Origin of the sequence: Agrilactobacillus fermenti, assembly GCF_021030645.1 — a bacterium.
Classification (GTDB): Bacteria; Bacillota; Bacilli; order Lactobacillales; family Lactobacillaceae; genus Agrilactobacillus; species Agrilactobacillus fermenti.
This window is the reverse complement of sequence record NZ_JACGCJ010000019.1, coordinates 42,306-55,289: the sequence shown is the minus strand read 5'-3', so window position 1 is coordinate 55,289 and position 12,984 is coordinate 42,306. Positions and strand designations below refer to the sequence as shown.

Sequence of the window (12,984 nt, the reverse complement as noted above, 5' to 3'; positions counted from 1 at the left end):
GCTTTAGACTTCCTTCAGATTCCACCTCACGGTGGACACCCTTGTCCTCAACTAATAGTTCCGACTACTACGGTCTATAGTGGACTTTCACCACCAAGTTAGCGCCCATGCCGGGCGCACTAAAAAAGCAACCGGTCAAGACTAAATCTTACCAGTTGCTCTTCATTGAACCCTGAGCTATTAAACCTAAATCGGGCTATTCAACCGCTTTAATGGTCACATCCATAGTGCCACCCGGTGTCTGGATCTGAACCTTGTCACCGACGTGCTTACCTAACAAAGCCTGTGCAATCGGCGAATCATTGGAAATTTTTCCAGCAAAGGGATCTGATTCAGCTGCACCAACGATTTGATATTCTTCGGTATCATCTTCACCGTCTTCCAGAAAAGTTACGGTTTTACCAACTGAAACCTCATCTTCATCGACAGCACTTGCATCGACAACGTCGGCAAAACGAATCATCTCTTCAATTTGTGAAATACGCGATTCAACCACGCTTTGTTCATCTTTAGCAGATTCATACTCGGAGTTTTCAGATAAATCACCAAAGCCACGTGCTACTTTGATTCGTTCAATTACTTCGGGTCTTTTTACGGTTTTTAATTCTTCTAACTCTTGTTCGAGTTTGGCTTTTCCTTCAGCGGTCATTGGAAACGACTTTTGAGCCATTATTACACCTCCACATATAATGTGAAATTTAAATATTACAAGTAAACATCATATTTATTTATGAATCGTTTGTCAATGCTGATTTTAAAAAACCACCCACAAGGGGTGATTTTTATTGACCTAAGTTTGAATTCGTATTTAAATGCTCATCGTAGGAATGCGTATAATACACCTTACCCGTCTTTAGATCAGCAACAAAATAGAGATAATCCTGATCTCGATCAGCTGGATTTAAAACAGCTTGAATTGATTCAAGACTCGGTGAATTGAAAGGCCCCGGTCCAAATCCTTTATTCTTATATAAATTATAAGGCGATTTAACTGCTGTATCTTTGTTAGTCAAATGCGTTTTATGTGTATTCAAAGCGTACATGACCGAAATATCTGATTGAATCGGCATATCAATTTCAAGTCGGTTGAAAAATACACCAGCAATTTTACGCCTATCAGTATTTGTCACACCTTCACGTTCAACCAAAGAAGCCAATGTCAATGTTTGCTGCACTGTCAAATCTTTATTTTTAATAGTTTGATAATACGGCGCCATGACTTGATTCATCTTAAGCACCATGCTATCAACCAATTGGCGCAAAGTATCACCTTGATAGATATCATAACGTGCTGGGAATAAGTAACCTTCTAAATGATAACGTACATTTTTTTCAGCCATCGTTGAATTCAACAACTTAGGATACTTCTTTTGTAAAGCCTTAAGATAGGCTTCATTTTTCATCAATTTAAGAAAGTCTGCTTTTTTAAACTTAGTTTCTTTTTCAATTGCATCGCCGATTTGTTCGACAGTAACGCCTTCTTTGACAGTTACACGACTGGCAACTTTCTTAACCGGTCCTTTTTGTAATTCACCAGTGATTTGATCCAACGTTTGTGCTGGCGAAAAAATATAGGTTCCAGCTTGGAAATCAGAGAAATTGTGTGCTTTGACATAATAATTGAAAACGGTGGCACTCTTAATAATATTTTTGTCTTCCAATTTTGCAGCAACTTCTTTAGTTGTCGAGCCGATTGGAATTTTAACAGAAACTTCTGCTTTACTATTACGATCATATGGTTTGAGAGAGCTACTAATGTAGTGATATGTCATCAAACCCAACACAACAACTAAAACAGCTAAAACGGCTAAAATCCAAGTAACAATGCGATTAGCTGCTTTTTTTTCAGTTTGACGTTGCTGTTTACGTTTTTGCGCGGCAGCTTTTAATTCCGTTTTGGAATCTTGATTGTGGTTATTCTCACGCAAAGTTAGCCCCCCTGAATGCTTAATCTTCACAATTATACAAAATTTAGCACGTTTTTGCACGAGCTTAATGAACTTTTAAGAAAATTAACGAATTTCAGCATTCAGTTCAGATTTCAAGTAGTCCAAAATATGAGTCATTTGTTCATTGATCACACCTTCAGTTAAGGTATCCTCAGGATTTTGAAATTGTAAACTATAAGCCATTGATTTATAACCAGTTGCAATATTCTTGCCTTGATAGACATCAAAAAGTTTGATTCGTTGCAGATATTGACCACCGCGTCTACGGATCACAGCATCAATTTGAGCATTCGTGGTATTTTCAGGAACAACTAAAGCTATATCCCGAGAAACAGCAGGATATTTAGGTGCCGGCTGAGAAACAATGCGTTGATTTGGCATTTCAAGTAGCTTTGTTAAATCTAGTTGAAAAACATAAGTTTCGTGAATGTCATATTGTTTGGCAATCAGTGGATGGACTTGCCCAATAAAACCAACAAACTGATCCCCAATGTAAATGTCAGCTGTACGTCCCGGATGCATTTCTGAATACCGATCAGTGGCTCGATAGACCACCGCATCTTTTAATGCCAAAGTCGCCAAGTAATTTGTCACAATGCCCTTCAAAGTATAGAAATCAGCGGCTTGTTTAGGTTCGAGCCAATTTGGAGATTGTGTTAGCCCAGTAATGGCCCCAGCTAAATATTCGACTTCATTTGGTCGAACTTGCTGTTCAGGTTTCGGAAAGACACGACCTTGTTCATAGATTGCTAGATCCGTCTGTTTTCGAGCAACATTATAAGCAATATCATTTAATAGCCCACTTACTAGATTTAATCGTAAATAAGCATGGTCTTCAGTCATTGGCCAATTCAACTTCGTCAATTGATCTAATTGCGTCATTTTAAACTGTGTTGCTTTTACTTCTGTCGTCAATGCATAGCTGATCACTTCTGATAGACCTGCGCTCTGAAGTTGTCGTTTAGCATGTCGAATGAACTTTTGTTGGGGATTAAATTCACCTGGTGTCATGGCAACTTTAGGTAACGAAACTGGTAAACGATCGTAACCATACATACGTGCGATTTCTTCAACCAAATCAGCTTCAATATGTATATCCCAGCGGCGTGGTGGCACGGTTACTTTGATCAGTTCACCATCAGTGACTGCGGTACCAAAGCCTAAGTTATGAAAAATTTCAATAACTTGATCTAATGTTAAACTGGTTCCCAAAATATGATTAATTCGATCTAACTTAATCGGGATAGTAACGGCCTGAGGTTTTATTGCTTGACCGGTCAAATAGCCTTGATCAACTGTAGCTGCTGCATATTTGACTAACAAAGCGGCGGCCGCATTTAAGGCTTCAATGATCGCACTTGTATCAACTCCCTTTTCAAACCGGGTGGAAGCATCCGTCCGTAAATTCTGACGTTGTGCCGTTTTTCGAATTGCTGCCCCATCAAAGACGGCTGATTCTAAAATAACATCAGTCGTGTTGCCATCAATCTCGCTTTGTTTGCCACCCATGATACCGGCTAAAGCAATTGGTGTTTGGCTATCATCAGTAATCACAATGTCATCAGTACTTAATTGACGTGTCACTTCATCAAGTGTTTCCAATGTTTCTTTCTTTTGTGCTTGCCGTACGACAATATGGTCACTGGTTAATTTGTTAGCATCAAACGCATGCAATGGCTGCCCGTAAGTGATCATAACGTAGTTGGTAATGTCAACGACATTATTGATTGGCCGAATACCAGCATTCCAAAGACGTGTTTGCAACCACATCGGACTTGGTTGCAGTTTAACGTTATGAATTCTACGTAAATAATAGGCTGGTACCAAATTTTTATTTGTCACATCAACGCTTAATTCATTGGCAATTGACTGCCCAGTTTCAACTAAATCGTTGGTTTCAAATTTAGGTTTTTCAGCATACATCGCACCAACTTCCCATGCAGCACCATGCATACCCAACGTATCTGCTCGATTTGGTGTAATATCAAAATCCAAAATAATGTCATCCATACCTAAATACTTAAATACCGGTGCACCCACAGTAACTGGCTCTTGAAAGACGTAAATGCCGTTTGCAAATTCTTTAGGTACAACATTTTCGGAAAAACCGATCTCTTGAAGACTGCAAATCATGCCCATGGATTGCACACCACGCATTTTTGACTTTTTAATTTTAGTATTGCCGGCAATACGTGAATTAGGCAAAGCCACGATGACATTCTGGCCAGGTGCGACATTAGGTGCGCCACAAACGATTTGATAATCTTCAGCTTCACCAACATCAACTTGGCAGATATTTAGATGATCTGAATCTGGGTGTGGTGCCATTGCATTAATATGCCCAACGACGATTTTTTTCAAGCCAGTCTCTGGTCGAATGACACTTGCAACCTCGATCCCAGTTCGAGAAACCTTATCGGCTAAGACATCAGGATCTTCAGATAGTGGGATATAATCTTGTAACCATTTATAAGAAATTTTCATTTTGTCTTATCCTTCCGTATTAAATTGATGTAAGAAACGAATATCATTTAGATAGAATTCACGAATATCATCAATACCATATTTCAACATCGCAAAGCGATCAGGTCCTAACCCAAAGGCAAAGCCGCCATAGACATCAGGATCGATTCCAGCATTTTTGATAACATTTGGATGAACCATTCCGGCACCAAGAACCTCGATCCATCCGGTATATTTACAAACAGCACAGCCTTTACCGCCACAGGCAAAACATGAAACATCTACTTCAACTGAAGGCTCAGTAAATGGGAAATAGCTTGGGCGTAAACGAATCGTTCTTTCAGCACCGAAGACATGCTTCGCCAAAACTTCCAATGTTCCCTTTAAATCAGCCATTGTAATATGTTTATCAACAACTAGGCCTTCAATTTGATGGAATTGATGTGAATGGGTGGCATCATCTGTGTCACGACGGAAAACCCGGCCTGGACTGATCATTTTTAGAGGGCCCTGAGAAAAGTCATGTTTTTCTAATGTTCGTGCCTGAACTGGAGAAGTATGTGTCCGCATCAGCAATTCATTTGTAATATAAAACGTATCTTGCATATCACGAGCGGGATGATTCTTAGGAATATTCATCATTTCAAAATTGTAATGATCTTCTTCAACTTCAGGCCCGTCCACAACTTGATAGCCCATACCAATAAATAATTCTTCAATATCATCCATGGTCTGTGTGAGGATGTGGCTCGTGCCCACATGAACCTGCCGACCTGGTAAGGTAACATCGATTGTTTCCGCCGCAAGTTGCTTATTTAGAGCTTCTGCTTCTAAACTATTTTTCCGTGTTTCAATTGCTGTCGTTAATGTATCCCGAATCTCATTAGCAAAAGCACCAACTTTTGGCCGTTCCTCTGGAGATAAGTCTTTCATCCCCCGGAGAACATTCGTAATTGGCCCCTTTTTCCCCAATAATTTGACACGAATATCATTTAGATCTTTCATTGACTCAGTGGCTTTAATTTGGGTTAAGCCCTGATCACGCAATACTTCTAAATCATTTTTTAAACTCATAAGCAATTCCTTTCTTGGGTCATATTAATCACAAAAAAAAGACCTCATCCAACAAAGGGACGAGGTCTACACGCGGTACCACCCTAATTTACAACGTCAAAAACGCTATACACTTCATGTTTAACGGTCACTCAACCGGAGCACCTTCAGCAAGAAAGCCTAAGTGTCAACTCAGGAAGCGAATTCGTACAACCAAACATCGGATAATATTTCAGAAAACGATTATCTCTCTAACCCGCCTAGTTGTATTACTATTTTCCTTCAACGTTTTTCAATATAGCTATCATACCGCAAGCTTGCAGAAAGTCAATACAGAATCACTAAGCGTCACATTCAGCTTCGGTAATGTATTCGTCAGCCCAAGCATGCACTGATGCCATGACTGGTGCTAAAGCCTTGCCTTTTTCAGTTAAATGATATTCTACAAGATTGCTATCATAAAATGAGACACGACTAACAATATTTTCTCGTTCAAGTTCTTTTAAGCGTTCAACTAAGACACGATCACTGCACTTTTCAATTGAATGTGCTAAATCACGAAATCTTAATGTGCCATTCTCGACCAATACATCAATGATCAGGCCGTTCCATTTTTTCCCTAAAATAGAAAAAGTCTTTTGAAAACGTGGACACAATTCAATTTGTTTCTTTTGACATGCTTCAACATTGGTTGTTTTTTGCATCATTCCGATCACCCCTCGCTTACTTAAAATAAGTATACACAAAAAGGCTGCTTAACGCAACCTTTGTTTGATTTTTAAATTATTGTTCTATAGAAACGCCAAAATGCTTTTTAATTCTTGCTGCAGCTCGATGGTATAAAGGATCTCCGACTTCTTCAAGGGCGCAATAGTCATCAACCAGTGTAACAACCCAACTCTCTTTGTACTTTGGTAAAGCCAAGGTAGCACCAAACATATGCTTGATGATAATGTCTTTTTCCATTGGAGATAGATCGGTAATTTTTTCAGCATTTCTTAAGGCGATTCTTGGATGGACATAAGCATGTGTACCCATATCAAACTTCGTATTACGCCAATCGTAATAAAATAAGTCGTGTAAAAGGCCAGCTCTTGCTAAAGCACGCGTATTTAATCCAAGTTTTTTCCCAATCAGATAACTCCGATATGAAACATGAATCGAATGTTCCAATCGGTTAGAATAATAATGTTGGGTAAATTCTGCTAATCTTAATACTTCATCTCTTTGTAATAAATCCGAAACTAATGCGACGTATTCAGAATCATGTTGCCAACTATTTACGGTCATTCACAAACTCCTTTGACAAAGTCACATATTCAAAAACTAACGACATAATATCATTTAAAGTATTTAAGTGCAATGATTTACTTCTAAAAAATTAGTAAATTTATTAAAATAATCTATCCTTGTGAAAAATGGTACATTATAATTGCAGCTGCAACTGCCGCATTCAGTGATTCTGCTTTACCTCTGATCGGAATTACAATATTTTGAGTTGTCTGCGCAAGAATAGCGTCCGAAACACCGTTGCCCTCATTACCGATCACGACGGCGAAATTCGATGTAGCGGGTATTTGCTCAATACCGACCGCATTTGGTGTTAACGCAGTGCCAAAAACCGGAATTTGTTGTTGCTTCAGCGCAGTTAATACAGTCAGTAATGATTGGGTCACTATTTGTAAATGAAACTGACTGCCTTGAAGTGCACGCAATACTTTTGGATTGTATACTGATACTGTACCTTCGCCTAAAATAACACCTTTCAAACCCAAAGCATCTGCTGTTCGAATAATGGTGCCAAGATTTCCTGGATCCTGCAAGGCATCCAGCAAAATCCAACCTCCCGCTAAATCAGTTGGTAAGGTTTGTTCGGCTATTTTGATAACGGCAAAAATACCTTGTGTTGCTTTCGTGTCGGATAAGTAAGCACTGACGCTAGGCTCAATTTGAATCATATCAATTTCAGTTGCTTCAGTCGCAAAGCTCAACTGAATGCCCTCAGTAATCAATAAGTGTTTAATTGGCGCATGTGCCTGAATCGCTTCTTGCACTTCATGAGGGCCTTCCAATAAATAAGCCCCAAATTTTTTTTGATACTTAGTTTGTTTTAATTTATGAATTTGCTTAATCTGATCGTTTTGAGTTGAACGAATTATCTTCATAGTTTCACCTTATTCTATTTCTATCTATTCCATCGTATTATAACATGTTCTCTAGGAGGTCATGTGATGCAAAAGGCATTAGCATTAACTGTTTTTGGTCGTGTTCAAGGTGTTGGCTTTCGTTATACGACTAAAATGTTAGCAGATGAATATCATTTAGCAGGTACCGTCGCAAATAAAAGTGATGGCTCTGTCTATATTGAAGTGGTTGGTCCAAAACAAGCTGTAGATCAGTTTGTAGCCGCAATTAAGGCTTCTCCCACCCCGTTTAGTAAAGTACAAAAAGTTATCGTGCAATCACTCAGTCCTACGCCCGATTTTTCAAAATTTCGCGTGATTGGTTGAATATTGGCTTCCCTTCACGTATAGTAATTTTGTATTCTTATCGGAAGGGAAGCTAACATGAAGCAAAAAAAAATTAAATACTTACTTTTGATTTGTTCAGCCTTTGCACTAATGTTTATTTTAAGCGGTTGTTCATTTCAGAATTTCTACAAGCCAGGGCAAAAACCACCCTCAGGATTCTTTTATGGCACACTTTATAATGGTTTAGCCGTACCAATGCAGCATCTAATCAATTGGACGGCTGATAAGATTGGAGGCCCTAGTGGTTATGGCTGGGGTATCTTGATTATTACTTTTGTGGTCCGTTTGATTATTTTACCGTTGATGTTAGTTCAATCTAAGAAGTCCACCATTCAACAAGAAAAAGTTCAACGGATCCAGCCTCAGTTACAGTTGATTCAAAAGCAAATGAAAAAGAATAATTCTCAAGCAGCGCAAGCAAAGCTTGGTCAACTGCAAATGGATGTTTATAAGAAAAATGATCTTAGTTTGACTGGTGGCATGGGTTGTTTACCCCTGATCATTCAATTTCCAATTATGATCGGGATTTTTCAAGCTGTTATGTACTCACCTGAAATTTCTTCTGCGCATTTCCTGGGTATTAATTTAGGCCGCTCCAACTTGGTTGTTGTAATCGTTGCAACTTTATTTTATGCCTTGCAAAGTTACCTCATGCTTTTATCTGTTCCAGAAGCGCAAAAACAAGCAATGCGTGTTTCTGCGATGATGGGACCAATTACGACATTTATTTTTGCTTTGATTGCACCAGCTGGTTTAGGCCTATATTTCCTAGTCGGTGGTCTAATCGTTGTCATCCAACAAATTATCGTTACATTTTGGATGACCCCACGTATTAAAAAACAAATTGATACAGAACTTAAAAATAAACCAATTGTAGAAGTTGTCAATGAACAAGTCATTGAGTCACTAGATGACAATCCAGCCGCAACTACTCAAACGAATAGTTCTGAAACGGCGGAATCGCTTAAAGCAATTCATGAGCGCAATCGTCAACGTAACGCTGGTAAACAGAATCGACCAAGATAGTAAAAAAAAGAGGTGCCGTAATGGCCCTCTTTTTTGTTATCCTTTGATAAAAAATGTCACAAACTTATTGTTCCTTTTTAGCCAGTTTTTCTTCTTCTTTCTCAGCTTCTGGTACAAATAAAGGCACGTCTATCCGAAAAATCGACCCTGAACCAACGGTACTTTCTACTGAAATGCTACCATGGTAGCTTTCAATCAAGCGTTGAGCAATCGAAAGTCCCAATCCATTACCGCCTTTGTCCCGACTGCGAGCCTTATCAACGCGGTAGAATCGATTGAAAATATTTTTACGATCATTTTCAGGTATACCTGCGCCAAAATCTTGAACTGCAATATTTACAAAACGAGAATCTTGTGAGGCTGATAAGTGAATTTCTTTTCGATTTTCAGAATATTTAACGGCATTATCCATTAAGATGACTAAAATTTGTTCAAGATGATTACGATAAATTCTTACGAAAGTATCCGCCTTTAAATCTAAATCCAAAACAATTGAAAATTCTGGATGTAACATTTTAAAGTTATTATAAATTTGATCGACCAATGGGACTACCTCTGTAGTTTCTTGGCCATAAAGTTCCTCAACCTGATCGGCGCGTGATAGATCTAACATTTCTTGAATCAAATATTTCATCCGTTGTAATTCTTGGATAGAAGCATTTAATGATTCATCCAAAACTTCTGGATCATCCTTGCCCCAGCGATTCAACAATTGTAGATGCCCTTCTAAAACAGCGACAGGCGTCCTTAGTTCGTGAGATACATCTTGGACAAAATTATTTTGAGCATCTACAAAACGTTGGGTTTTATCTAACATATGATTGAATTCATCAGTTAGTTCGGCTAATTCATCGTCACTATTAATTTCTGGCACACGCATTTGAGTATTGGGCTCGACTTTAACCAATTCAATGGCATCACTCAACTTGCGAATCGGCCTAAGAAAATGTCGAATAATCAGAAATGAAGCCAAACCGCCTAGCAGGACAGCTATGGCTGTAAATAGAACCATAAATAAGCGCAAACGCTCCATATTGCGATGATAGCTTACCATACCGTCAACAACTTGAATATAGCCAATCAAACGATTATTGCGCTGTGAATGTATCGCAGCTTTGCCTTGCATCACCGTTTGGTGCTTATATTCGCGCAAAAACACCCCTAAGTCACGCGTATTCTTTAACGGCAAAGAAGTAGCTTTAGTTGTAAAAATTTGTGTACCACGACTATTATAAACACCAACATTAATATCATTCCGTGATAACTTTTGTATGACCGAATCTTGAAAAACATCGGTCTGATCCCAATTCGGTGAGGCTGGATAAAGCGCATTTTTATCTCGTTCAATATTTAAACGCGGCAACACATTATCTGCAGACAATTCATGTGTTTCAGAATCTAATCGATGTTTAACAGCCGTAATTGTTTCTTGAACTGTAATTTTTTCCTGATCCAATAAGACGTTTCGAACCGTATAATAAATCACAAATGAGAACAAGAGTAGCGTTCCCAGTATAATAACAGACATCCCTAAAGTCCATTTGGCCTTTAAAGATGTCTTTAAACTACGGGTGCGCTTTTGTGGTTGAGCAACTTGTTCTTCCATCAAATCAGCATTCCCCCTTCACAGTCTAGGAGCGCATAACGTATCCTGTACCACGAACTGTTTGAATATAGCTTGGCTTGCCAGCAACATCGATTTTATTACGTAAATAGCGAATATAAACATCCACAACGTTTGTTTCAGCGTTGGAATCATAACCCCATACTTTACGCAATAAAAGTTCCCGAGATAAAACGACATTAACGTTTTCCATCAATGTCAAAAGCAATTCATACTCGCGCTTGGTAAGTTCAATGATATCCTCGCCCCGACGCACAACTCGATTTTCTTTTTCAATCGTCAGATCGCGATACGTAATGGTGTGTTGCTTATTTGCATTATGTTCGCCTTCAATGTCGATTCTGCGTAAAAGTGCGCGCAACCGTGCTAAAAGTTCTTCAATAGCAAAAGGTTTGACAATATAGTCATCAGCGCCATGATCTAGTCCAGAAACACGATCAATGACTGAATCCCGAGCTGTCATAATAATAATCGGTGTATTTTTGACTTGGCGAACACGACGAGCAACTTCCAAACCATTCAACTCTGGCAGCATTAAATCTAGTAAAATAGCATCCCAATCCTCATTAAGTGCCGCATCTAATCCAGTACGCCCATTAAAGTAAACTTCAGCGTCATAACCTTCATGTTTTAGCTCCAATTCAACGAATCGTGCTAAATTTTTTTCATCCTCAATTACTAATATTCTACTCATTAAAAAAAGCAGCTCCTTATAATAATCCACTTAGTTGGGCTTAATCATATTATATAAATTAAAAAGTGAAACTTTTCCACATGCCATTTTACCATAAGAACCAACTTAATACAGCAAAACTTCATAAATTATGAGCGAATCGTATTAAATTAGGATAACAAAAAACTGAGATACAAAAGTATCTCAGTCTAATCTCATAAATAATAATTATAATTATTGTTCTTTATACCAAGTATAATGAAAAATACCATCCTTATCGACACGTTGATACGTGTGGGCACCAAAATAATCCCGTTGTGCTTGAATCAAATTAGCTGGTAAAACCTCGCTGCGATAAGAATCATAATAGGAAATAGCTGCACTAAAAGCGGGAACAGGAATACCTGCTTGCGCTGCCAAAGCAACGACATCACGAGTGGCTTGCTGATAGTTTTTAGCAATGTCTAAGAAATAATCATCCAATAACAAGTTTTGAAGGTCTGCTTTGCGGTCGTAAGCATCAGTAATTTTTTGTAAGAACTGAGCACGAATAATACAACCTGCACGCCAGATTTTGGCGATTTCACCATATTGTAAATCCCAATTGTATTTTTCGGAAGCAAAACGCATTTGTTCAAACCCTTGGGCATAACTCATAATTTTACTGAAATAAAGGGCTTGTCGAACCTTGTCAATTGTTGCTTTGACATCAGAGATTTCAGGCATCTTATCTGGACCCGGCAAAACTTTGCTGGCGGCAACCCGTTCTGTCTTTAAAGCAGAAATATAACGCGCATAAACAGCTTCGGTGATAAGTGACTGTGGCACACCTAATTCTAAGGCATTTTGTGAACTCCACTTACCGGTACCTTTATTACCAGCAGCGTCTAGAATCATATCAACGATCGGATCATCAGTGCCTTCGTCATCTTTGCGTGTTAAAATTTCGGCTGTGATCTCAATCAGATAACTTTCAAGTTCACCCTTATTCCACTCATTGAAGACACCTGCAAGATCTTCAACGGAATAATGCAACACATTACGCATAATGTTATAACTTTCAGCGATCAATTCCATATCGCCGTACTCGATACCGTTATGTACCATTTTGACATAATGGCCTGCGCCATTTGGGCCAATATAAGTGACACAGGGTGCGCCATCGTTAGCTTTAGCAGAAATTTGTTCTAGAATAGGCGCTACTAGATCATAAGCCTCTTTTTGACCACCAGGCATCATCGAAGGCCCTTCAAGGGCACCAAGCTCACCACCAGAAACGCCCATACCAATGAAATTAATGCCAGATTGATCTAATTTTTCATTGCGACGCATGGTATCTTCAAAGAAGGTATTACCACCATCGATCAATACATCGCCTTTATCAAGCAAAGGCAATAACTCATCGATCACTGCGTCAGTACCCGCACCAGCCTTGACCATCATTAAAATTCGACGAGGCTTTTCGAGTGATTTAACGAAATCCTCAATTGTGTAACTTGGTACTAATTTCTTTTCACTGTGTTCTTTCATAACAGCTTCTGTTTTAGCGGCAGTCCGATTAAAAATTGCGACTGTGTAGCCCCTGCTTTCAATATTCAAAGCTAAGTTTTTGCCCATTACGGCCATGCCGATAACACCAATTTGTGGTTGATCCATGAAATATAC

The 12,984-nt window shown here is 38.8% G+C and carries 12 protein-coding genes and 1 other annotated feature; of the genes, 2 read left to right on the top strand and 10 right to left on the bottom strand.

The genetic code is table 11. The annotated features are described in order from the left end of the window. Nucleotides 1–196: 196 nt before the first annotated feature. The 7 genes from greA to FHQ08_RS08130 all read right to left on the bottom strand — a co-directional run bounded on the left by greA (nt 197) and on the right by FHQ08_RS08130 (nt 7,630). The gene (gene greA / locus FHQ08_RS08160) at nt 197–670 is read right to left on the bottom strand and encodes a transcription elongation factor GreA (RefSeq protein ID WP_230913907.1); all 474 of its coding nucleotides are present in this window, start codon (nt 668–670) and stop codon (nt 197–199) included. Between the two features lie 112 nt (nt 671–782). Next, nucleotides 783–1,928, bottom strand: coding sequence for an endolytic transglycosylase MltG (gene mltG, locus FHQ08_RS08155; protein WP_230913906.1), 1,146 nt, complete (start codon nt 1,926–1,928; stop codon nt 783–785). Between the two features lie 84 nt (nt 1,929–2,012). Further along, the gene (pheT, locus tag FHQ08_RS08150; protein ID WP_230913905.1) at nt 2,013–4,433 is read right to left on the bottom strand and encodes a phenylalanine--tRNA ligase subunit beta; all 2,421 of its coding nucleotides are present in this window, start codon (nt 4,431–4,433) and stop codon (nt 2,013–2,015) included. A 6-nt stretch (nt 4,434–4,439) separates the two neighbouring features. Further along, the gene (gene pheS / locus FHQ08_RS08145) at nt 4,440–5,486 is read right to left on the bottom strand and encodes a phenylalanine--tRNA ligase subunit alpha (protein ID WP_230913904.1); all 1,047 of its coding nucleotides are present in this window, start codon (nt 5,484–5,486) and stop codon (nt 4,440–4,442) included. Nucleotides 5,487–5,538: 52 nt separating this feature from the next. Next, nucleotides 5,539–5,760, bottom strand: a binding site (T-box leader). Nucleotides 5,761–5,806: 46 nt separating this feature from the next. Then, complete coding sequence (locus FHQ08_RS08140; protein WP_407929195.1) at nt 5,807–6,172, bottom strand: winged helix-turn-helix transcriptional regulator; 366 nt, start codon at nt 6,170–6,172, stop codon at nt 5,807–5,809. 76 nt (nt 6,173–6,248) lie between these two features. After that, entirely contained in the window at nt 6,249–6,755 is a 507-nt protein-coding gene (locus tag FHQ08_RS08135) for an HD domain-containing protein (protein WP_230913903.1), read from the bottom strand. Nucleotides 6,756–6,868: 113 nt separating this feature from the next. Continuing rightward, nucleotides 6,869–7,630 carry a TrmH family RNA methyltransferase gene (locus FHQ08_RS08130; RefSeq protein WP_230913902.1) on the bottom strand — a complete coding sequence of 254 codons (762 nt, stop codon included), beginning with the start codon at nt 7,628–7,630 and terminating at the stop codon, nt 6,869–6,871. A 66-nt stretch (nt 7,631–7,696) separates the two neighbouring features. Between FHQ08_RS08130 and FHQ08_RS08125 the strand changes: the two genes are divergently transcribed. Then, the gene (locus FHQ08_RS08125) at nt 7,697–7,975 is read left to right on the top strand and encodes an acylphosphatase (RefSeq protein ID WP_230913901.1); all 279 of its coding nucleotides are present in this window, start codon (nt 7,697–7,699) and stop codon (nt 7,973–7,975) included. A 57-nt stretch (nt 7,976–8,032) separates the two neighbouring features. Next, nucleotides 8,033–9,022 carry a membrane protein insertase YidC gene (gene yidC, locus FHQ08_RS08120; RefSeq protein ID WP_230913900.1) on the top strand — a complete coding sequence of 330 codons (990 nt, stop codon included), beginning with the start codon at nt 8,033–8,035 and terminating at the stop codon, nt 9,020–9,022. 64 nt (nt 9,023–9,086) lie between these two features. On the opposite strand, the gene FHQ08_RS08115 is transcribed toward yidC, so the two are convergent. The 3 genes from FHQ08_RS08115 to gndA form a co-directional block, all read right to left on the bottom strand. Then, the gene (locus tag FHQ08_RS08115; RefSeq protein WP_230913914.1) at nt 9,087–10,628 is read right to left on the bottom strand and encodes a HAMP domain-containing sensor histidine kinase; all 1,542 of its coding nucleotides are present in this window, start codon (nt 10,626–10,628) and stop codon (nt 9,087–9,089) included. A gap of 25 nt (nt 10,629–10,653) precedes the next feature. Further along, the gene (locus FHQ08_RS08110) at nt 10,654–11,340 is read right to left on the bottom strand and encodes a response regulator transcription factor (protein ID WP_230913899.1); all 687 of its coding nucleotides are present in this window, start codon (nt 11,338–11,340) and stop codon (nt 10,654–10,656) included. A 213-nt stretch (nt 11,341–11,553) separates the two neighbouring features. Further along, a complete protein-coding gene (gene gndA / locus FHQ08_RS08105) occupies nt 11,554–12,975 on the bottom strand; it encodes an NADP-dependent phosphogluconate dehydrogenase (protein WP_230913898.1) in 1,422 nt (473 codons plus the stop codon). Between the last annotated feature and the right edge of the window lie 9 nt (nt 12,976–12,984).